At 61.4% G+C, this 23548-nt stretch carries 19 protein-coding genes and 1 pseudogene; 9 read left to right on the top strand and 11 right to left on the bottom strand.

Annotated elements, in window-relative coordinates; translation table 11 throughout:
* Positions 1 to 309: 309 nt before the first annotated feature.
* Positions 310 to 879, bottom strand: a complete 570-nt coding sequence (locus IB249_RS20635; protein ID WP_192307556.1) for a HutD family protein — start codon at positions 877 to 879, stop codon at positions 310 to 312.
* A gap of 10 nt (positions 880 to 889) precedes the next feature.
* Positions 890 to 1600: a histidine utilization repressor gene (gene hutC / locus IB249_RS20630; RefSeq protein WP_192307849.1), complete on the bottom strand. Its 711-nt coding sequence runs from the start codon at positions 1598 to 1600 to the stop codon at positions 890 to 892.
* Positions 1601 to 1746: 146 nt separating this feature from the next.
* On the opposite strand from hutC, the gene IB249_RS20625 reads away from it, so the two are divergent.
* A complete protein-coding gene (locus IB249_RS20625; RefSeq protein WP_192307555.1) occupies positions 1747 to 3111 on the top strand; it encodes a formimidoylglutamate deiminase in 1365 nt (454 codons plus the stop codon).
* A 109-nt stretch (positions 3112 to 3220) separates the two neighbouring features.
* On the opposite strand, the gene IB249_RS20620 is transcribed toward IB249_RS20625, so the two are convergent.
* Together IB249_RS20620 and IB249_RS20615 are read right to left on the bottom strand one after the other, a co-directional pair.
* Complete coding sequence (locus tag IB249_RS20620; protein WP_192307554.1) at positions 3221 to 3790, bottom strand: lipocalin family protein; 570 nt, start codon at positions 3788 to 3790, stop codon at positions 3221 to 3223.
* A gap of 31 nt (positions 3791 to 3821) precedes the next feature.
* Positions 3822 to 4076 carry a hypothetical protein gene (locus IB249_RS20615; protein WP_192307553.1) on the bottom strand — a complete coding sequence of 85 codons (255 nt, stop codon included), beginning with the start codon at positions 4074 to 4076 and terminating at the stop codon, positions 3822 to 3824.
* Positions 4077 to 4249: 173 nt separating this feature from the next.
* Here IB249_RS20615 and IB249_RS30235 point away from each other — a divergent pair.
* The 4 genes and pseudogenes from IB249_RS30235 to IB249_RS20600 all read left to right on the top strand — a co-directional run.
* Positions 4250 to 5392: pseudogene (locus tag IB249_RS30235) on the top strand (cache domain-containing protein); the annotation flags it as partial.
* Positions 5393 to 5485: 93 nt separating this feature from the next.
* On the top strand, positions 5486 to 6250 hold the full coding sequence (locus IB249_RS30230) for a methyl-accepting chemotaxis protein (RefSeq protein WP_412548016.1): 765 nt from the start codon (positions 5486 to 5488) through the stop codon (positions 6248 to 6250).
* A gap of 121 nt (positions 6251 to 6371) precedes the next feature.
* The gene (locus tag IB249_RS20605) at positions 6372 to 6644 is read left to right on the top strand and encodes a type II toxin-antitoxin system Phd/YefM family antitoxin (protein WP_192307551.1); all 273 of its coding nucleotides are present in this window, start codon (positions 6372 to 6374) and stop codon (positions 6642 to 6644) included.
* On the top strand, positions 6641 to 7015 hold the full coding sequence (locus tag IB249_RS20600; protein ID WP_192307550.1) for a type II toxin-antitoxin system RelE/ParE family toxin: 375 nt from the start codon (positions 6641 to 6643) through the stop codon (positions 7013 to 7015). Before IB249_RS20605 ends, IB249_RS20600 begins: the two co-directional genes overlap by 4 nt.
* Here the strand turns inward: IB249_RS20600 and IB249_RS20595 are convergent.
* The 5 genes from IB249_RS20595 to IB249_RS20575 form a co-directional block, all read right to left on the bottom strand.
* A complete protein-coding gene (locus IB249_RS20595) occupies positions 6966 to 7568 on the bottom strand; it encodes a DUF924 family protein (protein WP_192307549.1) in 603 nt (200 codons plus the stop codon). The two genes, IB249_RS20600 and IB249_RS20595, sit on opposite strands and share 50 nt — an antisense overlap.
* A 3-nt stretch (positions 7569 to 7571) precedes the next feature.
* Complete coding sequence (locus tag IB249_RS20590) at positions 7572 to 8582, bottom strand: class 1 fructose-bisphosphatase (RefSeq protein ID WP_192307548.1); 1011 nt, start codon at positions 8580 to 8582, stop codon at positions 7572 to 7574.
* A 238-nt stretch (positions 8583 to 8820) separates the two neighbouring features.
* Complete coding sequence (locus IB249_RS20585) at positions 8821 to 10194, bottom strand: DUF3999 domain-containing protein (protein ID WP_192307547.1); 1374 nt, start codon at positions 10192 to 10194, stop codon at positions 8821 to 8823.
* Positions 10191 to 13406: a DUF2339 domain-containing protein gene (locus IB249_RS20580; protein WP_192307546.1), complete on the bottom strand. Its 3216-nt coding sequence runs from the start codon at positions 13404 to 13406 to the stop codon at positions 10191 to 10193. Before IB249_RS20580 ends, IB249_RS20585 begins: the two co-directional genes overlap by 4 nt.
* A gap of 257 nt (positions 13407 to 13663) precedes the next feature.
* Positions 13664 to 16114, bottom strand: coding sequence for a glycogen/starch/alpha-glucan phosphorylase (locus IB249_RS20575; RefSeq protein WP_192307545.1), 2451 nt, complete (start codon positions 16112 to 16114; stop codon positions 13664 to 13666).
* A 256-nt stretch (positions 16115 to 16370) separates the two neighbouring features.
* On the opposite strand from IB249_RS20575, the gene IB249_RS20570 reads away from it, so the two are divergent.
* Positions 16371 to 16811: a YkgJ family cysteine cluster protein gene (locus IB249_RS20570; RefSeq protein WP_192307544.1), complete on the top strand. Its 441-nt coding sequence runs from the start codon at positions 16371 to 16373 to the stop codon at positions 16809 to 16811.
* Between the two features lie 182 nt (positions 16812 to 16993).
* On the opposite strand, the gene typA is transcribed toward IB249_RS20570, so the two are convergent.
* Together typA and thiI are read right to left on the bottom strand one after the other, a co-directional pair.
* On the bottom strand, positions 16994 to 18814 hold the full coding sequence (gene typA, locus IB249_RS20565; protein ID WP_192307543.1) for a translational GTPase TypA: 1821 nt from the start codon (positions 18812 to 18814) through the stop codon (positions 16994 to 16996).
* A 139-nt stretch (positions 18815 to 18953) separates the two neighbouring features.
* Complete coding sequence (gene thiI / locus IB249_RS20560; protein ID WP_192307542.1) at positions 18954 to 20408, bottom strand: tRNA uracil 4-sulfurtransferase ThiI; 1455 nt, start codon at positions 20406 to 20408, stop codon at positions 18954 to 18956.
* A gap of 328 nt (positions 20409 to 20736) precedes the next feature.
* Here thiI and glnA point away from each other — a divergent pair, with 328 nt between their 5' ends.
* The 3 genes from glnA to IB249_RS20545 all read left to right on the top strand — a co-directional run bounded on the left by glnA (position 20737) and on the right by IB249_RS20545 (position 23481).
* Entirely contained in the window at positions 20737 to 22143 is a 1407-nt protein-coding gene (gene glnA, locus IB249_RS20555) for a type I glutamate--ammonia ligase (protein WP_192307541.1), read from the top strand.
* A 211-nt stretch (positions 22144 to 22354) separates the two neighbouring features.
* Positions 22355 to 22864 carry a DUF4124 domain-containing protein gene (locus IB249_RS20550; protein WP_192307540.1) on the top strand — a complete coding sequence of 170 codons (510 nt, stop codon included), beginning with the start codon at positions 22355 to 22357 and terminating at the stop codon, positions 22862 to 22864.
* Positions 22861 to 23481: a DUF4124 domain-containing protein gene (locus IB249_RS20545; RefSeq protein WP_318653506.1), complete on the top strand. Its 621-nt coding sequence runs from the start codon at positions 22861 to 22863 to the stop codon at positions 23479 to 23481. Before IB249_RS20550 ends, IB249_RS20545 begins: the two co-directional genes overlap by 4 nt.
* The last annotated feature ends 67 nt before the right edge of the window (positions 23482 to 23548 follow it).

Below are 23548 nucleotides of genomic sequence, written 5' to 3'. Positions count from 1 at the left end.
GTTGCGGGGAGTTCAGGTCGACTCATACGCATACGTCTTTACTTGTACATACAAGCATATGCAATCAAGCGGCCAACTTGTTGAATGGGCATTCAGGAAAAATGCTGAAACAGCTGAAGAGCGCCTGAATCAAGGGTTCTGGCGTAGATGAAATTTTTTACGGGGAAGATCTGAACGAGGCGAGAGATGTTACGTGAGCGTGGTTTTGCGCCACGCTGGGGCGTTAGGTAACAAGTTGGTGCGCCCAGGGAAACGATTTTTCATGCAGGAGCGAGCAGGGTCGCTCCTGCCGATACGCGGGGCAGGAGATCAGCGCGCCGTCAGCTCGATCACACAGCAGGCGCCATTGCTGGAGATGTCCAGCAACCCGCTGTTACCGTCGAATTGCAGGCAATCATGGCGACCCAATTGCGCAGCGGTGTTACCGACCTTCACCTCAAGCGCATCGCTGACACTGAACACCAGGACCGTCCCGGCGTCGCTGAAGAACCGTTGTTCGCCGTCCAGCCACTGCAACCGCGCGCGGTAACGCGTTGGCGCATAGATCAGGTTGAAGTCGCGGATCGGTCCACCCAGCAACGTGCAGGACACGCGGCTTTCGCCGCTGAATGCAAATGGCTCGACGGGTAGCAGCGGCCGAGTGACCTGGCCATCGACCGACAAGGTCATGCCGTCACCCTGCAACACGGTGATGATCCGCTCGTAACCGGCGAACGTGGAAAAGCCGCCCGACTCACCAATGTCGGCAATCGACAGGCGCCAGCCAAACCCGTCCAGGCCAATGCCGACGTCGCGGGTGATTTCTTCGGTGCTGCCGCCGCCGTTTTTCCACGGCATGCGCGGGTAATCCCTGGCGCGTAGAACGTTGAAGCTGCTCATGTGTGGCTCTCTATTTATGAAACCGACCTTCCAGACGATGACGGGAACCGGGGTGGATCAGACGGGCGGCAGTCACCGGCTGGCGGCCGGACCAGGTGCGACGACGGATCAGCAGGCAAGGCTCGCCCTTTTCGATCTGCAACAACTTGCACTCCGACGCCTCGGCCAGGATCGCTTCGACCACGTGCTCGCCTTCGGTCAGTGGCGCGACCTGGTTCAAGTAGGCGTACGGGGTTTGCAGGGTGAAATCCTGCTTGAGGTAATCCGGGGCCACCAGTGCGTTGACGAAGCGGTCCTCGATTTGTACCGGAATATCGTTCTCGTAATGCACGATCAGCGAGTGAAAGACCTTCTGCCCTTCACGCATGTCCAGCGCCAGGGCACGTTCGGAACCGGCCGCCTCTTCTTCAAGGGTGATGACCGTGCAGGTGTGACGATGGCCACGGGAGGCGATTTCATCGGCGATGTTGTGCACTTCAAACAGGGCGGACTGGCTTTTCGGCTCGGCGACGAAGGTGCCGACGCCCTGCATGCGCACCAACAGGCCGTCGGCGGTCATCTCGCGCAACGCGCGGTTGATCGTCATGCGGCTGAAACCGAGCTGGCTGACCAGCTCGCTTTCCGACGGCACACGGTAGTGCGGCGGCCAGTTTCCACTGTCGATCTGCTGGGTGATCATTTGTTTGACGCGAGCGTACAAGGGCGCCGGACTGTCGCCCATGTTCGCGGCCAACGGTGAGACTGCAGGCGGAGTCGGCACGGTTAATCCCTGTTCATTTAGTAAAGGTTGCTAGCTTGCCGGAGTTTACCGGGCAGGCAAACGTCTGTATATGTATATACAAATAACACACGATGGGGTGCTGAACCATGTCCGCCTTCTTTGCCGAACGCGCGCTGCTGCCTAGTGGATGGGCCAACAATGTACGTCTTGAGGTCAGCGCCGACGGCGTCCTGACCCATATCCAGGCCGATTCCCATGCAGATGGCGCCGAGCGGCTAAGCGGCCCGTTGCTGCCGGGGATGCCGAACCTGCACTCCCACGCGTTCCAGCGCGCCATGGCCGGGCTGGCGGAAGTGGCGGGGAACCCGAACGACAGTTTCTGGACCTGGCGCGACCTGATGTATCGCCTCGTCGGAAAAATCAGTCCGGAACAACTCGGCGTCATTGCCCGCCAGCTGTACATCGAAATGCTCAAGGCCGGGTACACCTCGGTCGCCGAGTTTCATTACGTGCACCACGACACCAGCGGCCAACCCTACGCCGACCCGGCCGAACTGGCGCTGCGCATCAGCCAGGCCGCGAGCGACGCCGGTATCGGCCTGACCTTGCTGCCGGTGCTCTACAGCCACTCGGGTTTCGGTGGCCAGACACCGAACGACGGCCAGCGCCGCTTCATCAACAGCACAGACAACTACCTGAAGCTGCAAGCACGCCTGCAACCGCTGCTGGCCCGGCAGAAAGCGCAGTCGCTGGGCCTGTGTTTCCACTCGTTGCGCGCGGTCACCCCGCAACAGATCAGCGAAGTGCTGGCCGCCGGCGACCGGCAATGCCCGGTGCACATTCACATTGCCGAACAGCAGAAGGAAGTCGACGACTGCCTGAGCTGGAGCGGCCGCCGTCCGCTGCAATGGCTCTATGAAAACGTCGAAGTCGATCAACGCTGGTGCCTGGTGCATGCGACCCACGCCAACCCTGAAGAAGTCGCGCTGATGGCCGGCAGTCGCGCCATCGCCGGCCTGTGCCTGACCACCGAAGCCAACCTCGGCGACGGGATATTCCCGGCGGTGGACTTCCTCGCCCAGGGCGGCCGCATGGGCATCGGCTCCGACAGCCATGTGTCGCTGAGTGTGGTGGAGGAGTTGCGCTGGCTGGAATACGGCCAGCGCCTGCGCGATCAACGGCGTAACCGGCTGTACGGCGCGGATCAACCGATGGTCGGTCGCACGCTCTACGACGCGGCGCTGGACGGCGGCGCCGAGGCGCTGGGTCAGCCGATCGGTGCTCTGGAAGTGGGCAAGCGGGCGGACTGGCTGGTGCTCGATGGCAATGACCCGTACCTGGCGACGGCCAGTGGTGACGGAATCCTGAACCGCTGGTTGTTCGCCGGCGGCGATCGCCAGGTGCGTGATGTATTGGTCAATGGCCAGTGGGTCGTGCGCGATGGCCGCCATGCGGGGGAAGAGCAAAGCAGCCGGGCGTTTACCCAGGTCCTGCGCGATCTGCTGGGCTGACCCGAAATGAAACGGTGGGAGCGAGCCTGCTCGCGATGGAATGTCAGACAACACAGGTGTCACAGACAGATCATCGCGAGCAGGCTCGCTCCCACAGGGTTACAGGCGATCAGTTCGACGTCTTGGCCATCTGCGTATCGGTCGCACGCCAGATCAACCGCGTGGTGTCGTAACCCTGCTGGCGGGCCTTGCTCAGCAGCTCTTCACGCACGACGCCATTGACCGTCGGAGTGCGCGACAGCAGCCACAGGTAACGGCGGCTCGGATCGCCGACAATGGCAGTCTTGTAGTCGTCGCTGACGAACAACACCCAATACTCGCCCTTCGCTACGCCCGGAAGCAGCCGCGAAAACCAGGTATCGAACTCGACCCACAACTTGTCGGTCTTGCCGGGCACCTGTGGATACGCCGTGCCCTTGGCTTCTTCCCATTGCCAATCCGCAGTGAGGCAGCGATTGAGCACCAGGATGTTGCCGTCGGGCTTGAGGGTGTAATGCGCTTCGGACTGCGCACAGTTGCGCTGGAAATACATCGGCAAACGCGCCAACTCGTACCAGGTCCCTTGATACTTCTTCAGATTGACGCTGTTGACGGTTTTCGGCGCCAACGGATCTTCGCCGGAAGTAGCGCAGCCGGCCAAAACCAGGCCGGCCAAAAGGAGGATCAGTAACTGCTTCATTGTTTTTCTCCCGTGGGCATGACGCCCCGGATTACTTCAGGCCTTGGCCAGAAAACATCATCACTTTGTCACCGGCGTACTGCACGCTGATAAAGCTGTTCTTGTCGCCCCAGGTACAGCTGGACAAGCCAAGCGCACCCGAACAGTCGGTGGGTTTGCCGAGCAAGGCTTCAACCTCGGCCTTGGCCATGCCCGCCGACAGCTTGGAGTAGTTTTCCTGATTGACCTTGCCACACGCGACCAACAACACGCAGAACGAAAGCAGGGCGACGAATCGCAGCGACATGGTGAAACTCCTGGAGCGAAGGGGGAATGGCAAACTGCCAAGCAGAAGCTTAGAAGTAAAAACCCCCTTCGGGTTCCCTGACCGGCCGCCTATTTGTTGGGCCGCTCGTCTGCCTTTTGCCGAAAAATCAGCCACTTTCCTGCGCTGTTGTGCATTTCGTCGGCTTTGGCCAAATGCGCCTAATCTTTGGCGCCGCCCAGTCGACAAAAAAGCAGCGCAAAGCCCTCTGTTATGGCAAATTGGCGCCCTTCTTGACTAGTTCTTTCGCGGTAGTTCATTTAATGACCAGAAACATGAAGTTCAGCCACAAAATCTTGTTGGCTGCCGCCCTCGTGGTGGCCGTTGCATTTGCCTGCTTCATCCTGTTCAACGACTACCAACAGCGCCAGACCCTGCGCAGCAGCACCGAATCATCGATGCAGGAACTCGGCAGTCTGACCACCAGCAACATCCAGACCTGGCTGGAAAGCCGCATTCATCTGCTGCAATCGATGTCGCAGCAGATCTCGGCCGATGGCAGCGCCCTGAGCAGCCTGAAACGGGTGATCGACCTGCCCGCCTACACCGGTAATTTTCAACTGAGCTACTTCGGCGGCACCGATGGCGTGATGTTCTCGGTCCCGGCGGGTAACCGCGCTGCGGATTACGATCCGCGCGCCCGTGGCTGGTACAAGGCGGCCAACAGTGCGCAACAGACCATCGTCACCGAACCCTACATCGCCGCCTCGTCCGGCAAGCTGGTCATCACCATCGCCACCCCGGTGCAGCGTCAGGGCCAGATGATCGGTGTCGCCGGGGCCGACATCGACCTCTCGAGCGTCAGCGCGATCATCAACTCGCTGAACTTCGGCGGTCACGGTCATGCCTTCATCGTCGGCGCCGACGGCAAAATCCTGATTCACCCCGACAGCAAACTGGTGCTCAAGAGCCTGGCCGAGGCTTACCCGAACGACACTCCGAAAGTCAGCCCGGGCATGAAAGAGGTGGAAATCGATGGCAAGCGCCAGTTCATCTCCTTCACCCACGTCAACGGCGTGCCCTCGGCCGACTGGTACGTGGCGCTGGTACTGGACCAGGACACGGCGTTCGCCATGCTCAGCGAGTTCCGCACCTCGGCGATCGTCGCCATGGTGATTGCGGTGGTGATCATCATCACCTTGCTGGGCCTGCTGATCAGCTTCCTGATGCAGCCGCTGCTGACCATGGGCCGCGCCATGCATGACATCGCCGAAGGTGAAGGCGACCTGACCAAACGCCTGACGATCCACGGCCATGACGAATTCGGCGCACTGGGGCTGTCGTTCAACCGATTCGTCGAACGTATCCACACCTCGATCCGCGAAGTGTCCTCGGCCACCGGCCAGGTCAACGAAGTGGCGCTGCGCGTGGTGGCGGCCTCCAATTCGTCGATGTTCAACTCCGACCAGCAGGCCTCGCGCACCAGCAGCGTCGCCGCAGCAATCAACCAGCTCGGCGCCGCCGCCCAGGAAATTGCCCAGAATGCCGCCCTCGCTTCGCAGCATTCGAGCGATGCCCGGGCCCTGGCCGAAGACGGTCAGCAGACGGTGGATAAAACCATCACGGCCATGCATCAGCTGTCGGCGAAGATCAGCGATTCCTGCGGCAACATCGAGACGCTCAACAGCAACACCGTCAACATCGGACAGATTCTGGAAGTGATCACCAGCATCTCCCAGCAGACCAACCTGCTGGCGTTGAACGCCGCCATCGAAGCAGCCCGAGCCGGCGAAGCCGGGCGCGGTTTTGCCGTGGTCGCCGACGAAGTGCGCAACCTCGCGCACCGCACCCAGGATTCGGCGCAGCAAGTGCAGAAGATGATCGAGGAACTGCAGGTCGGCGCCCGCGAAGCCGTGAGCACCATGACCGACAGCCAGCGCCAGAGCGAAAGCAGCGTCGGCATCGCCAACCAGGCCGGCGAACGCCTGAGCAGCGTGACCCAGCGCATCGGCGAAATCGACGGCATGAACCAGTCCGTGGCCACCGCGACCGAAGAACAGACCGCCGTGGTTGAATCGATCAACGTCGACATCAACGAGATCAACACGCTGAACCAGGAAGGTGTGGAGAACCTGCAGGCCACCCTGCGCGCCTGCGCCGACCTTGAACAACAGGCGGCGCGGCTGAAGCATCTGGTGGGGAGCTTCAGAATCTAAGGCGCACTTGCGGGCCTGTCGCGAGCGGGCCCAGCCTCAAGGCCACTGATCAGGCCCCCAATGACGCTAGTCTTAATTAAGACTAAACTCAGTCCTATTCAATCTGGCGAGGCTGCCTGCCATGAAGCTGTCATCTCAAATCAAGCCCATCAGCTACCTGAAAAGCCACACCGCCGAGATCGTCAAAACCCTCACAGAAAGCCGCGAGCCTTTGGTTATCACCCAAAACGGTGAAGCGAAGCTGGTGGTGATGGATGTGAAAAGTTTTGAAGAGCAAGAAGCCACAATGGCTTTGCTCAAACTCCTGGCCTTGGGAAATCGCGAAATTGAAGAAGGCAGGTTTCGTGACGCTGAAGAAGTTTTCGCTGATCTGGATAAGGCCGATCATCAATGAGTTTGAAGGTCGTCATTCTTCAGACCGCTGAGATTGATTTGAAAGAACTACGCGCTTACATAGTCAAACAGTTCTCGCCCCAGACCTGGCAAACCACTTACGCCAGCCTCAAAACAGCTATCCGCGACTTGGGGACGCAGCCTCTTTCAGGATCGATTCCGCCAGAGATCGAGAGACTCAATCTTTGCCAGTACAGGCAAGTTCTCTCAGGAATGAACCGGGTTATCTATGAGGTTCGGGGGCAGAGTGTCTATGTCCACATCATCGCTGATACGCGAAAAGACCTGCCGACACTGCTGATGAAGCGGTTGCTGCAAACACCTAGAAACGAGAACCCGGCTTCGCCAGAAACACCAACTCCTCAGCCGTAGATTCGCGCCCCAACACCGCATTGCGATGGGGAAACCGTCCAAACTGCGCGATCACCTTCTGATGCTTTTCTGCGTAGTCGAGATAATCGGCAAACAGCGCCCGATCATCTTCCGGCTGTTGCTGCAGCAGGTCGATGTAGCGCGAGATGCATTCGTTTTGCACCGCCAGGTGTTCGCAGTGCTCGAGCACCAGATAGATGAACACCCGCTGGATCGGCTGCAATTGCCGGTCGAAATCGGCGGCAATGCCTTGCGCCACCAGGGCCTGGGCCCTGCTGTCACCGGAAAAGGCCTTGGCGCAGTCGCGAAAGAGCATGCGCGGCAGTTGATCGAGCAACAGCACCAGGGCCAGCCAACCTTCGGGGCGTTGCGCCCAGTCGGTCAATCCGCCGGCCAGTGCCTGCTCCACCCATTCCCCGAAACGCTCGCGCGCTTCGAGGTCCTGGCTGTCACGCTTGCCGAACCACAACTTGCCCTTCTGTGCCGCCACTTCCTTCGCTGATCCGGACGTTCCGAACCACCAGTCGAGCAACGGCTGCCAGGGCGCGGTCATGGCTTACTCCTGGTGGTAGGCCGTGGCGCGAGCCACTTCTTCTTTCGAACCGAGGAACACCGCACAACGCTGGTGCAGGCCTTCAGGCTGAATGTCGAGGATGCGCTGATGGCCGTTGGTGGACGCGCCACCGGCCTGCTCGACCAGGAACGACATCGGGTTGGCTTCGTACATCAGGCGCAGCTTGCCCGGCTTCGACGGCTCGCGGCTGTCGCGCGGGTACATGAACAGACCGCCACGGGTCAGGATGCGGTGCACGTCGGCCACCATCGCGGCGACCCAGCGCATGTTGTAGTTCTTTTTCAGCGGACCTTCTTCACCCGCCAGCAATTCGCCAACGTAGCGTTGTACCGGCGCTTCCCAATGACGCTGGTTGGACATGTTGATCGCGAATTCCTGGGTGGACTCCGGGATCTTGATGTCTTCGTGAGTCAGCACGAAGCTGCCCATTTCACGGTCCAGGGTGAAGCCTTTGACGCCGTCGCCCAGGGTCAGCACCAGCATGGTCTGCGGGCCGTAGATGGCGTAGCCGGCGGCCACTTGCTGGGTGCCTGGCTGCAGGAAGGCCTTTTCGTTCAGGGCTTCGTTCTGGCTCAGGTATTCGCTTGGGCAACGCAGCACCGAGAAGATGGTGCCGACCGGCGCGTTGATGTCGATGTTCGACGAGCCGTCCAGTGGGTCGAACACCAGCAGGTACGCGCCTTTCGGGTACTTGCCCGGGATCTGGTAGGCGTTGTCCATTTCCTCGGACGCCATGCCGGCCAGGTGACCACCCCATTCGTTGGCTTCGAGCAGGATCTCGTTGGAGATCACGTCGAGTTTCTTCTGCACTTCGCCTTGGACGTTTTCAGTGCCCATGCTGCCCAGAACACCGCCCAGGGCGCCCTTGGACACGGCGTGGCTGATCTCCTTGCAGGCACGCGCCACCACTTCGATCAGGAAGCGCAGATCGGCAGGAGTGTTGTTGCTGCGGGTCTGCTCAATCAAATAGCGACTCAGGGTAACGCGGGACATGGACGGCTCCGGTTGAATGGGGGGGCTAAAAACCCGCGCAGTTTAGCGCGAGTCGAGGCGCATTTCCTCCTATCAGACGTGATACGCCAAAGAGAGTTCATGCACCGGGTTCAGCGTAGTTCGAAACCGACACGTTTACCGACCGGCAGATCGCTTTCACGAACAGGCTCGCGCCCACGGGATTGTGCATTCCCCTGTGGGAGCGAGCCTGCTCGCGAATGGGTGCGCAGCACCCGCCTCAAGGCTTGATGGCAGGCTTGCGCAGCAGACTGAAGGCCATCGCCGCCAGGAACAGCACACTCAGCAGCAACACCGCCCACAAGCCGAATGTCTTCCAGTCGGTGTCAGTGGATGCCGCCCCCACTGCCGTTGACGTCGGCGTGGTCGCCACTTCGCCATCCACCGTGGCCCGACCCAATGCCGCCCAACGGCCTGCGCTGTAATCCGGAATCAGCGTCGTCAACGGCAGGTTCGCCGTCTTCACCGTCGCATTGCCCAACGCCAACCGGTAGGGCCCGGCGCCGCGCGCCAGGAACACCAGCTGCGTGGCGCGCACGGCAAACTTCACGCTGGGCGCCTGCTCGCCCAGGCCGCCGCCGCGCTCGTCGACGATCAACTTCACCTGCTGCACGGTTCGTCCCGGCACCTGCAGCTCGTTCTGCACCACCTCCTGACCGCCCTGGGTCAGGCGATAGAGCAAGCCGCTGCTCAACACCTGCCACGGCCGGCGACTGTCCAGCCGTCCGTACAGGATCACTGGCGCCAGGCTGTTGGGCTGACCCAGCTCGACCTGCAGGCGCTCGACATTCACCTGCGTCGGCAACTGCCAGGTGTACTCCCCGGCCTTTTCGCGGGCACCCGCCAGCGCTGGCGACCACACCAAGGGCAGCGGCACGCTGCGCGCGGTGGCGCTTTGCAGTTGCGCGGACGTCAGCGTCGGTGCCGAATTCGGCGTGCTCCACAGCAGGCGCAGATACCGCGCGGGTTGCCCCGGCAAGCCCACTTCGTGCTGTTCGACCCGCTCGTCGGCGAACGTCAGCCGCGCCACCTGTCCGTCGCCCCACGCCTGCCAATGCTGCAAGTCGTCGCTGGCTTCGATGCTGAAACGCTGGAAGCCATCGCGCTCGCTGGTCCAGTCGATGATCAGCTGCTGCAACGGCGCCTTGATCGCGCTGGCATCGAGCAGCCAGCCGCGCAGCACCTCTTCACCGGCTTCCAGCTGACTCGCTGGCTGCACTTCAACCAACGCGCCGTTAGCGTTCGATTGCACCCGCACGCTCGGCGCGCGCTCGGTGTCGTCGGCGGCGTTATACAGCGCAAACCACTTCACGTCGGTCAGCTCACGCTGTTCACTGACCTGCGCACTTTCCCGTGCCAGGGCATAGGCCTGGGCCTCGCCCGCCGCGTTGAACACCCGTACGTCGCTCAGGTCACTCTGCTGCGCCTTCAATTGCACAGTCAGGGGCAATTCGAGGCGATACCAGGGGCCCTCGCCGCTCAGGCTCAACGGCACGTGCGTGGCAAAGTCCGCGGGCTGTTCCTGGGCGTTGATCGACAGCGCGACAGCCAGGGCAACGGCGCCCCACCAGACACGGTTCAACTTCTGACTCAAGACGACACTCCTTCGGTTTGCGGGCCCGGTTTTTCGGCGTTGGCTGCGCCATCATGCGCAACGCCGGCACGCTTGGGCGGCAACGGGGCGAAATAGCCCACCACCAACAGCAGCACCCCGACACCGATAAACGAGACGATCCGGGCGAGTCCGCCACGGTTGCTCAGTTCGACAAAGAACAGCTTGGCGACCACCACGCCGATCAACGCCGCGCCCATCAGCCAGACTTCGCGACGACCGCGCAGATGCCCGCCAATCATCAGGCTCAAGGCCATCAAGGTCCAGACGATGGACAGGCCGGCCTGCACCTGCATCGAGGCGAGCAAAGCGTCCAGCTCGAAGGGCACGCCACCCCAATGGTGAGCCGTACGGTTCACCATTGGGGTGAAAAACGCGAACAGCGAAACGCCGGCGATCAGTTGTGTGGCGTACTCGACGCAGTCCTTGCGCATCGCCAGTTGCGGCGCGGCACTGAGCGCCCAGACATACACCCCGAACAGGGCAAACAGCAGGCCCAACTCCAGCGGGTTGAGCAGCGGCACGTAAGGCAAGGGCTCGGCGGCGCCACTGCTGAAGCTGTTCGCCAGCCAGAACCAGCCGAGCATCAGCAACGCCAGCGGTGCCGCAGCGTACAGTCGGTACTCGCGCGGATACGCCGATACCGGCCACGGCCAGTGACGAGGACTGGCCATCAGCACCAGGTACAGACTTGGCAGAATCGCCCAACCCAACCAGCGCCAGGCGTTGTACTGCTCGGCCAGCAGCAACAAGCCGAAACGCAGTTCGAGCGCCAGCACGCCGATCAACAGCCAGACGCCCAGCACGTGGGCAATGCTCAGCGCCCGTGCCGGCAACATCGGCGCCAGACGCCGCAGCGAAATGAAATGCACCCCGAACACCGCCGCCCAGGCCAACCAGGCGAAATCAGCCGCCGGGTGATAACGCGAGTGCCACGCCGCAAGCAGGATCACGCCAGCCACCGGTATCAGCACCGTACCGAGCAAGCCCAGCGCCGGCCACTCAAGGCGCAGCGCCAACACCGCCCACAGGGCGACACTCAGCGCCGCCACGGCCAGCAACAAGGTCGCTTGCAGGTCCGCCGGGGCAAAGCGCAGCACCTCACTGCCCCACGCCAACGCCCAGGCACCCGCGCCCCACAGCAGCAACACAGCGGACAGGCGCTGGTTCAACACTGCGACGGGACGTTCCTGTTGCAAGCGCCAGGCCCCGACCCCTGCCGCCAGGCCCAACACCCATGGCGTCCAGAACCGGCCATGGGCCAGCGGCCGCAACCCTTCGCTGGCCAACGACGCCAGGAAGTCCGAACCGGCGACCACGAACAACGCACCACCGAGAAACTGCACGGCAAACCCGCACAACAGGAAGGTCCGCGATGGCAGGCGCAGACCCGCAAACAAGGTCACCACACCGGCCAGCGCCCAGGCAATCGCAGTGCCATGGATCAGGAAGAACAACGGCGCCAGCAGATAAAGGAAGGTCAGGCCCAGACCGGCCAACACCGGCCTGCCCCGTTGCTCCCACGCCGACGCCTGCCCGGGCGAGGCCTTGTGCAATTGATGGAAGCTGAACAGCAACGCCACGCCGAGCAGCAACGCCCCCAGCGGCGCCCCGGCGATCAGGCTGGTGTCGCCGGCCCGCAACTCGCCGAGAAACGCCAGCGTCGACCCCAATTGCAGCAACAAGGCGAACGCTCGGGCCAGCGGCCGTTTCTGCCGCAACCCGAGCCAGAAGATCCCGGCACCCTCCACGGCCCAGGCGGCCGTCGTCCAGCGCGCATCGAGCCCCAGGGGAATCGCCAGGCTGGTAAAGATCACGCCCAGGGCCAGGCAGGTCTCCGCCAGGAGCAATGTGCGTCCCGTGAACAGCACGCGAGCAAGGGCCATGTACAGCATGCCCAGCGCCAAGGCACTGAACGCGGCGGCGAACGGCAGGTGCTGAATCAACGCGAACTGCAGACCGAAACCCACCAGCGGCGGGCCGAACAGCAGTGTGCCGTCGACGTAGTCGCCCTTGCGCGCCGACCGGCGCAACAACGCCTCGCGGTCCTCGACCTCGGGGGCATCGCCCATTTCCCGCAACTTGCGCCGGGCGAACAGCAAGCCGATGGCCAGGTACATGAGGAAAAACAGGATCAGGAACGGCTCGGTGCTCCACAGCAACTCCGCTGTGTAGGAACGCAGGCCCCAGGTGAAACCGATGCCGAAGGTGCCGACGAAGCCGATCACATTGAGCGGCCGCCAGGCCTTGAACCAGGCAATGGCCAGGATGCCGGCATTGAGCAGGGCGAAATAGCTGAACAGCGCGACATGGCTGCCGGTGCCGCTGGAGGTCAGGATCGGCGCGGCGAAACCGCCCAAGGCGGCGGCGCACGCCAGCGCCAGGGAATCCTGAGTGATGGCCAGCACCGCCGAGAACACCGTCACCGCCACCAGCAAACCGAATGCGGCCGTCGGATCCAGCAGCGGATGCAAGCGCATTGCCGCAAACACCGTCAGGTACAACACGCCAATCCCGGTGCCCTGGAGCATCAGCGCATAGTGAGGATTGCGCTGGCGCAACCACCAACCCAGGGCGAGCAAGGCCAGCGCAGCCGCCGCGACGCCGGCATAGCGCAGCTCCAGCGGCACCACCAGGCCTTCGGTGGCGTAGCGCAGTAAAAACGCGAGACCGAGAAACAGCAGCACCACGCCGACGCGCAGCACGGTGTTGCCGCCCAGCAACCAATTGCGCGCACCGGCGAGGGCGCGCTCGATGACATTTGGCGCACGGGGGGCAGCGGGCTCTCGGGTCCAGGCATCGTCGGACAATGGGCGACGGGGGGTCGCTGTCGTAGCGGCGTCCGGTTCAAGTTCGGGTGGAAGCTCCCAGACCAAGGCCGGGGCCGAGTCGGCGATGTCGTCGAGGGTGAAAACAGGAGAAACCGCAGGTTCACTGGCAAGCGGCACTTCAACAGGCGCTGGCGCCGGGACACCAGCGACTTCCAGCACCGCCAGGCGTTGCTGGAGCGCATTCAGCGTCGCCTGCGCCTGCTCCAGCAGCACGCGCTGCTGCGTCGCTTGCGAATCCAGCCGGTGGATGCGAATGGCCTGGCCGATCCCCAACCCGAGCAGCGCGCCCAACAGCGCATCGCTGAACGACTCGTCGAGCATCCAGCCCAGCACCAGCCCGATCAACATGAACATCCATTGCATGGTCGATATCCCTAAGCGGCCCCAATGAGGGGCGAATCCGGGAGATACAGCATTCGGCTGAGTCTAGTGTGAAACCACACAAACCTGTGGGAGCGGGCCTGCTCGCGAAGCGCCCTGACATTCAGCATCGATGTTGAATGTCGGAACACTTCGCGAGCAGGCTCGCTCCCACAATGCGTATCGCCCGGTGAACTACCGCGCAGTATATCGGCCAGGGCCCACCACCACCGGGCCTGGCTCGCAATTATTGCTGAAAGTTACTCCAGAGCTTTCCAGATGTCCGTGGCGTACTCGCGAATCGTCCGGTCGGAGGAGAACCAGCCCATCCGGGCGGTGTTCAACACGGCCGAGCGCCACCACGACTGGGAATCGTGCCAAAGGGCTTCGACGCGCATCTGCGCTTCCCAATAGGCATCGAAGTCGGCGCAGACCAGGAAGCGGTCGAAGTCGATCAACGAATCGATCAGGCCGGTGTAGCGGGACGGATCATCCGGCGAGAACACACCGCCGCGAATCGCCTGCAGCACATCCCCCAGGCGATGGGACGCGGCGATGTCCGGCGTCGCATTGAACTCGTGGTTCTGCTTGCGTGCTTCCACCTGTTGCGCGCTGAGGCCGAAGATGAACATGTGTTCGGCGCCGATGAGCTCGCACATTTCCACGTTGGCGCCGTCCAGGGTGCCGATGGTCAGCGCGCCATTGAGGCCGAACTTCATGTTGCTGGTGCCCGACGCTTCGAAACCGGCAGTGGAAATCTGCTCCGACAGGTCCGCCGCCGGAATGATGCTTTCCGCGAGGCTGACGTTGTAGTTGGGCAGGAACACCACCTTGAGCAAACCGCGCACGGTCGGGTCGTTGTTCACCACCCGGGCGATATCGTTGGTCAGCTTGATGATCAGTTTGGCCTGGTGATAACTGGCCGCCGCCTTGCCGGCGAAGATCTTCACCCGTGGCACCCAGTCGATTTCCGGCTCGGCACGGATGGCCTGGTACAGCGCGACGGTGTGCAACAGGTTGAGCAGTTGACGCTTGTATTCGTGGATCCGCTTGACCTGCACATCGAACATCGCCGCCGGGTTGACCGCGATCCCGAGTCGTTCGTGAATCAGGTAGGCCAGGGCCTTCTTGCTGTGCAGGCGCTGCTCGGCGAAGGCCTTGCGGAACGCCGGTTTCTCGGCGAACGGTGCCAGTTCCTGCAAACGCTCTTCCGGGTGGTCCAGCAGATCCGGACCGAGGGCATCGACCAGCATCGAGGTCAGCTCCGGGTTGGCCTGGTAGAGCCAGCGGCGGAAGGTAATCCCGTTGGTCTTGTTGTTGATCCGCTCCGGATAGAGTTTGTGCAACTCGGAGAACACCGTCTTGCGCATCAGCTGCGTGTGCAGGCCGGACACGCCATTGACGCTGTGCGAGCCAAGGAAAGCGAGGTTACCCATGCGCACGCGACGGCCATTGTCTTCCTCGATCAGCGACACCGCGCGCAGCACGTCGAAATCATGGATGCCCTTGGCGCGCAGCGAGTCGATGTGCTGGGCGTTGATCAGGTAAATGATCTGCATGTGCCGCGGCAGCATGCGCTCCATCAAACCGACCGGCCAGGTTTCCAGCGCTTCCGGCAACAACGTGTGGTTGGTGTACGACAGCGTGGCGACGGTCACTTCCCAGGCTGCGGCCCATTCGACGTCGTAGACGTCGACCAGTTGACGCATCAGCTCGGCGACGGCAATCGAGGGGTGGGTGTCGTTGAGCTGGATCGACGCGTGATCGCCCAGGGTCAGCACCGAGGTGTGCATGTTGCGATGGCGGCGCAACAGGTCCTGCAGCGATGCGGCGACGAAGAAATACTCCTGGCGCAGGCGCAACTCCTGGCCGGCTTCGGTGCTGTCCGCCGGATAGAGCACACGCGAAATGCTTTCCGCCCGGGCCACTTCGGCGACTGCGCCCAGGTGGTCACCCGCGTTGAAACGCTCCAGGTGCAGGTCTTCCATGGCCCGGGCACGCCACAGGCGCAGGGTATTGACGCTCGCCCCGCGCCAGCCGACGACCGGAGTGTCGTAGGCAATGGCCCGCACGGTTTCCGCCGGTGACCAGACTTGCCGGGTCTTGCCGTTTTCGTCGGTGACGGTTTCGACGCTGCCACCAAAACCGATCGGGTACACCACCTCCGGCCGTTCGAATTCCCACGGGTTACCGAAATCCAGCCAATGCTCGGTCTGCTCCTGCTGCCAGCCATCGACAATCGCCTGGCGGAACAAGCCGTGTTCGTAACGAATGCCGTAGCCGTGGCCGGCGATGCCCAGGCTCGACATGCTCTCCATGAAGCAGGCCGCCAGACGTCCGAGGCCACCGTTGCCCAGCGCCGCGTCGGGCTCCAGCAGGCGGATACGCTCCAGGTCGACGCCCAGTTCGGTCAGGGCTTCACGGGCGACATCCAGCAGGCCAAGGTTGCTCAGGCTGTCGTAGAGCAGCCGGCCAATGAGAAATTCCAGGGAGAGGTAGTACACCCGCTTCTGACCTTTGCGGTAGATCTGCCGGGTGTGATCCATCCAGTGCTCGACCATGTGATCGCGCGCAGCCAGCGCAATGGCTTCGAACCAGTCGTGGTCAAAGGCGTGATCCGGGTCTTTGCCCACCGCGTAGGTGAGCTTGGTCAAGACGGCGTCGCGAAATGCGGCCACCTCTGCTTCTCGAACAAGTGGTTCTTGAGTCATCGATAGGACCTCGAGCGAGCGTGGAATAGTTGAGCCTAGACGGTCTGACAGACGGCGCTGGCTCTGGTTCGGCAGTTTTTCCTGTAAATGCGAGATAGGCGGCATTGGATTGTCGTGTGGCCTGAATCAATGCAGGGGCCGTGCCGGATAACCCCGCGAATGAAGCGGTGCAGAAAAAATCTGGCGAAAGGTTGTTCAAAAATCCACCAGTCCCGGTATGATCGCGCGCCCTGATGCACACGCCTGGTAACAACCGATGATGAAGCCCAACCTGATCGCCGCCGCCGAGATCGATCGCCTCGATACGTGGGCCAAGTACTCCGCCCCGATGTGCGGTTCGTGCATGTCCAGCTGCTGCACCCTGCCGGTCGAGGTCAAGATCAAGGACCTGATCCGCATTGGCATCGTCGATGAGTTCGAGCTGGGCGACCCGCCGAAGAACATTGCCAAGCGCCTGCAAAAGGAAGGGCTGGTCGAGCGTTTCAATCAGAAATCGGGCATCTTCACGCTGCAGCGCATGAGCAACAACGATTGCTACTACCTGGATCGTAAGAGCCGCCTGTGCACCATTTATGACAAGCGCCCGGACACCTGCCGCAATCACCCGAAAATCGGCCCACGGCCGGGGTATTGCGCCTACAAGCCGAAGGAAGTGGCGCGGGAAACCGGCAGTCGCCGGACTTTAGAGAAGTTCTGATCCGCCCTCTTCCCGCACGACAAACCGCCATCGCGAGCAGGCTCGCTCCCACATTGAAAAGCAATCCCTTGTGGGAGCGAGCCTGCTCGCGATGGGGCCGGCACCGCCCCGGCACAAACCCCGGACAAACAAAAACGCCCCCGGCCTTTCGACCGGGGGCGTTTTCGTTCAGCCGGGGCTAGTTACGCCTTGGCTTTCTTGGCAGCGCGGGTACGCTCGCTTTCGTCCAGGATCTTCTTGCGAAGACGGATGGACTTAGGCGTGACTTCGCACAGCTCGTCTTCCTGGATGTATTCCAGAGCCTGTTCCAGGGTGAAGCGAACAGGTGGAACCAGAGCGATGGTTTCGTCTTTACCCGAAGCACGCATGTTGTCGAGCTTCTTGCCCTTGGTAGGGTTGACGCCCAGGTCGTTGTCGCGGCTGTTCTGACCAACGATCTGACCGTTGTAGATCTCCTGGCCGTGTTCGACGAACAGCTTGCCACGAGCCTGCAGGGTTTCCAGCGAGTAGGTCAGTGCCTTGCCGGTTTCAACCGACACCAGAACACCGTTCTGACGGCCGGACATGTGGCCGGACTTCACTGGAGCGTAACGATCGAAGATCGAGGTCAGGATGCCAGCACCGTTGGTCAGGGTCAGGAACTGGTTACGGAAACCGATCAGACCACGAGCAGGGATGTTGTATTCCAGACGCACACGGCCTTTGCCATCCGGCACCATGTTGCTCAGGTCGCCTTTACGCAGACCCATCTCTTCCATCACCTTGCCCTGGGATTCTTCAGGGATGTCGATGGTGACGTTCTCGAACGGTTCCTGCTTGACGCCGTCGACTTCACGAATGATCACTTCAGGACGGCCCAGGGCCAGCTCGAAGCCTTCGCGACGCATGGTTTCGATCAGTACCGAGAGGTGCAGCTCACCACGGCCGGAAACCTTGAACTTGTCGGCCGAGTCGCCTTCTTCAACGCGCAGTGCAACGTTGTACAGCAGCTCTTTGTCCAGACGATCCTTGATGTTACGGGAAGTCACGTACTTGCCTTCTTTACCGCAGAAAGGCGAGTCGTTGACCTGGAAGGTCATGGAAACGGTTGGCTCGTCAACGGTCAGCGGCTTCATCGCTTCGACGTTCAGTGGGTCGCACAGGGTGTCGGAGATGAACAGCTCGTCGAAGCCGCTGATGCAGACGATGTCGCCGGCCGCTGCTTCTTCGACGTCGACGCGGTGCAGGCCGTGGTGACCCATCAGCTTCAGGATACGACCGTTGCGGCGCTTGCCGTCGGCATCGATGGCGACGACCGGAGTGTTCGGCTTGATGCGACCACGGGCGATACGGCCAACACCGATCACACCCAGGAAGCTGTTGTAGTCCAGTGCCGAAATCTGCATCTGGAAAGGACCGTCACGGTCGACTTTCGGGGCTGGAACGTGGTCGACGACCGCTTGGTACAGCGGGGTCATGTCTTCCGCCATGGCGGTGTGGTCCAGGCCGGCAATACCGTTCAGGGCCGAAGCGTAAACAACCTGGAAGTCCAGTTGTTCGTCGGTGGCACCCAGGTTGTCGAACAGGTCGAAAATCTGGTCCAGAACCCAGTCAGGACGCGCGCCCGGACGGTCGACCTTGTTGATCACGACGATTGGCTTGAGGCCGGCTTCGAACGCTTTCTTGGTCACGAAACGGGTTTGCGGCATAGGGCCGTCCTGAGCGTCAACCAGCAGCAGCACGGAGTCGACCATCGACATCACGCGCTCTACTTCGCCGCCGAAGTCGGCGTGGCCCGGGGTGTCCACGATGTTGATGTGGTAGCCGTTCCAGTTGATGGCGGTGTTTTTCGCCAGAATGGTAATACCGCGCTCTTTTTCCTGGTCGTTGGAGTCCATCACGCGCTCGTCGTTGAGCTCGTTGCGCTCCAGGGTGCCGGACTGACGCAGGAGTTTGTCTACCAGGGTGGTTTTACCATGGTCAACGTGGGCAATGATGGCGATGTTGCGTAGATTTTCGATCACTTGTGTATCTCGATCAGAGGATTCGGTGTGCTGACAAGTCTTGGCAGCGATTAACAGTAGCGTCCGTGAAAGCCGTTACAGCTTGACGGTGGCGTCGGGGGGCCGGTGACGCAGGCCACAGGCAAACAGCCCCGGGCACTTAGCTCGGTCGATAAACGCGCACATTGGCATGCCCCTCACTGAGCAAATGGTGGGCATGCAGGCGACTCATCACGCCTTTGTCGCAATACAACAGGTACTGGCGAGTAGGGTCCAGTTCCTTGAAACGAGCGTTCAGTGCATAGAACGGCATCGTTTGTACCTCGATGCCAGCCAGCGCCAGCGGGTCATCCTCGGCCGCATCCGGGTGGCGGATGTCGATCACGATCTGACCGGCCAGCGCATCGCTGACTTCTTCAATCTGTACGTCCTGGCCCAGCTCATCGATCACGCGGTCGATGGGTACCAGCTTGGCGTTCTCGAGCGCACGCTCAAGCACTGCCATGTCGAATTCTTTCTCTTCGTGCTCTACGCGGTGGCGCTTGGCGGCGGTCTTCGGGTTGACCGAGATGACCCCGCAGTACTCCGGCATGTGCCGGGCGAAATCGGCCGTGCCGATTTCATTGGCCGTGTCGATGATGTCCTGCTTGTGACTGGCGATCAGCGGGCGCAGCACCAGCTTGTCGGTCACGCAATCGATGACGGACAGGTTCGGCAACGTCTGGCTCGACACCTGGGAGATCGCCTCACCGGTCACCAGCGCGTCGATGTGCAGTCGATCGGCAATCCGGGAGGAAGCGCGCAACATCATACGCTTCAATACGACGCCCATATGACTGTTATCGACTTTTCCGAGAATTTCGCCCAACACTTCCTCGAACGGCACACTGACAAATAACACGCGTTGCGAGCTGCCGTACTTCTTCCAGATGAAATGCGCGACTTCCATGACGCCCAGTTCGTGGGCACGTCCGCCCAGATTGAAGAAGCAGAAATGCGCCATCAGCCCGCGTCGCATGATCTGGTAGGCGGCGACCGTCGAGTCGAAACCGCCCGACATCAGCACCAGCGTCTGCTCCAGCGCCCCCAGCGGATAACCGCCGATGCCATTGTGCTGGCTGTGGATGACGAACAACCGTTGGTCGCGAACTTCGATGCGGACTTCGATTTCCGGCTTTTTCAGGTCGATCCCGGCGGCACCGCACTGGCGGCGCAACTGGCTGCCCACGTACTTCTCGATGTCGATCGAGCTGAACGGGTGCTTGCCGGCGCGCTTGCAACGCACCGAGAAGATCTTCCCGGTCAGCGCATCGCCGTAATGCTGCTTGCACTTTTCGACGATGTCGTCGAAATCGCCCAGCGGGTATTCGTCGATCTGCAGGAAGTGCGCGATGCCCGGCATGCAGCTCAGGCGCTCGCCCATCTCTTTCAGGGCCTTGGGGTCGCTGACGCGGGTTTCCAGCTCGAGGTTGTCCCACACGCCGTTCACCACCACAGCCGGGTCCAGGTCGCGGAGCACGGCACGGATGTTCTTGGCCAACTGGCGGATGAAACGCATCCGTACCGGGCGGCTCTTGATGGTGATCTCGGGAAAGACTTTTACGATTAGTTTCATGAAAACAGCGCGCGCTGGGCCAGCCGAAAAAGGGGGGCGCGGATTATAGCGGAAATTGCTCAAGGTTTAACCAGTTAATGTGCAGAAGGTTTTGCACGCACCAAAACGGGTCGTTTTCGAATCCAGGCGCTACATTGTAGGGCGAGATTTTTCCGAATTTGCGCCCGCAAGCCTTTATAAGCCTGAAAAAGAGGCAAAAAACCCATGCTGGGGCACTGGCATGCAATTTGCTCCCTTGTGAGGCAGGTTGCCTTGGCAGAGTATTCGCGCCGGCATCACACATATCTAAGGGCATCCACTACCCGCCCTAAGCCACCCGGAGGACAGTATGTCGAAGTCGGTTCAACTCATTAAAGATCATGACGTCAAGTGGATTGATCTGCGCTTCACGGACACCCGCGGCACTCAGCACCACGTGACCATGCCGGCTCGCGATGCGCTGGATGAAGACTTCTTCGAAGTCGGCAAAATGTTCGACGGTTCCTCCATTGCTGGCTGGAAAGGCATCGAAGCTTCCGACATGATCCTGCTGCCAGACGACGAAACCGCCGTTCTGGACCCGTTCACCGAAGAGCCGACCCTGATCCTGGTCTGCGACATCATCGAACCTTCGAGCATGCAAGGCTACGATCGCGACCCACGTGCGATCGCCAAGCGCGCCGAAGAGTACCTGAAGTCCACCGGCATCGGTGACACCGTATTCGCCGGCCCGGAGCCAGAATTCTTCATCTTCGACCAGGTGAAATTCAAGTCCGACATCTCCGGTTCCATGTTCAAGATCTACTCCGAACAAGGTTCGTGGATGTCCGACCAGGACGTGGAAGGCGGCAACAAGGGCCACCGTCCAGGCGTCAAAGGTGGCTACTTCCCGGTTCCGCCGTTTGACCACGACCACGAAATCCGTACCTCCATGTGCAACGCACTGGAAGAAATGGGCCTGACCGTCGAAGTTCACCACCACGAAGTGGCAACTGCCGGCCAGAACGAAATCGGCGTCAAGTTCAACACCCTGGTGAAGAAAGCCGACGAAACCCAGACCCTGAAGTACGTTGTGCACAACGTTGCCGACGCCTACGGTCGCACCGCTACCTTCATGCCAAAGCCTCTGTACGGCGACAATGGCTCGGGCATGCACGTCCACATGTCCATCTGGAAAGATGGCAAGAACACCTTCGCTGGCGAAGGTTATGCCGGCCTGTCCGACACCGCCCTGTACTTCATCGGCGGCATCATCAAGCACGGCAAGGCCCTGAACGGCTTCACCAACCCGGCCACCAACTCCTACAAGCGTCTGGTGCCAGGCTTCGAAGCCCCGGTAATGCTGGCCTACTCGGCCCGTAACCGTTCGGCTTCGATCCGTATTCCTTACGTGTCGAGCCCTAAAGCCCGCCGTATCGAAGCACGCTTCCCGGATCCGGCCGCCAACCCGTACCTGGCGTTCGCTGCACTGATGATGGCTGGCCTGGACGGCATCCAGAACAAGATCCACCCTGGCGACGCGGCTGACAAAAACCTGTACGACCTGCCGCCTGAAGAGGCGAAAGAGATCCCACAAGTTTGCGGCAGCCTGAAAGAAGCCCTGGAAGAGCTGGACAAGGGCCGTGCGTTCCTGACCAAGGGCGGCGTGTTCTCCGACGACTTCATCGACGCTTACATCGCTCTGAAAAGCGAAGAAGAAATCAAGGTCCGCACCTTCGTACACCCGCTGGAATACGACCTGTACTACAGCTGCTGATCCGTTGACGCCTGCGCAAGCGGCGTGACGAAAAAGGCCTCCTTCGGGAGGCCTTTTTTTTTCGCACGTTGATGCCCTGTGAGCCCGCTCGCACAGGGTTTTGTGCGGAGATCGGAGGGTGAACGGTTTTTTGCCCAAATGTTTACAACTTTGGCCTACCGCCATCACTGACCTATGCTGCAAGCCAACGCTCTCGCTTCTGGTCGATTTTATGGGTCGTGGTTTTCTGTTCATCCTGCTGTTGGTCGCCCTGCCCGTCGCCGCGCAGATCTACAAGTACACCGACGCCGCCGGCAACACCGCCTACAGCAATCAACCGCCCGACGGCGTCAAAGCCGAGCCGGTCGAATTGCCGCCCCTCAATAGCGTCGAGCGCCAGGCACCCCCGGCGCCACCGGTCGAAACCTCCAGCCGTGAGCGGCCCCTCGGCGCCTACGAGGTGCTGGAACTGACCAACCTGCCGACCAGCGAAGCCCTGCGAGCCAACAATGGTACGTTCACGGTCAACGTTCTGATCAAGCCCAGGCTGCAAGGGCCCCATCTATTCCGTCTGCTGCTGGACGACCAGCCGTACGGCCAGCCGAGCAACGTGCCGATCCTGCAACTGGTCAATGTCGATCGCGGCACCCACAACCTGGCGGTTCAGGTGATCGACGGGGAAAACGTCATCCAGCAGAGCCCCAGCGTGACCTTCACCCTGCAGCGGGTCCACACACCGTGAACGGGTGGCTGCTGATCGCCTGCCTGGTCGCGCTGCCAGCGTCGGCCGAGGTGTTCACCTATGTCGATGGCCAGGGCAACCGGGTCTTTACCGACCAGCCCGGCAACGGCAACGCCAAGCGCGTGCCCCTGGCGACGAGCAACCGCATGCCCGCCAACCCGACTGGCGCCGCGCCACTGAAGGCCGAGAAAAAAGCCGCCGCCAGGCCCGCGCTCCACTACGACATGCTCAGGGTGCTGGTGCCCGAGCCGGACGCCACGATCCGCAGCAGTGCCGGCGAACTGATCGTCAGCATCACCAGCGAACCCGGCCTGCAACCGGGTCACCGCTACCGCCTGCTGCTCGACGGCCAGCCCACCGCCGAACCCGGTCCCAGTCCGGTATTCGCCTTGAGCAACATCGACCGGGGCAGCCATCAGCTGTCCATCGAAATCCTCGATGAACAGGGCCGAACGGTCGAGCGCACGGCCAATCAGCCCTTTCACATGCAGCGCATCTCCCTGGCGCAAAAACGCAAAACCCAGCCATGCACACTGACCGACTACGGCCAGCGACCGGAATGCTCACTCAAGGACAAGCCGCCGGAGGAAAAGAATCCGTTCCTGCGCTTCTTTTAACGCCGTTCAGCTTGGCGCACTATGTTGGTGCAAATGCATGCACCGCCCCCACCAGCCAGCCCATTTT

It is taken from the genome of Pseudomonas sp. PDM04, from assembly GCF_014851765.1.
Lineage (GTDB): Bacteria > Pseudomonadota > Gammaproteobacteria > Pseudomonadales > Pseudomonadaceae > Aquipseudomonas.
The sequence above is the reverse complement of the archived record's forward strand: the minus strand, read 5'-3'. Positions and strand labels throughout refer to the sequence as shown.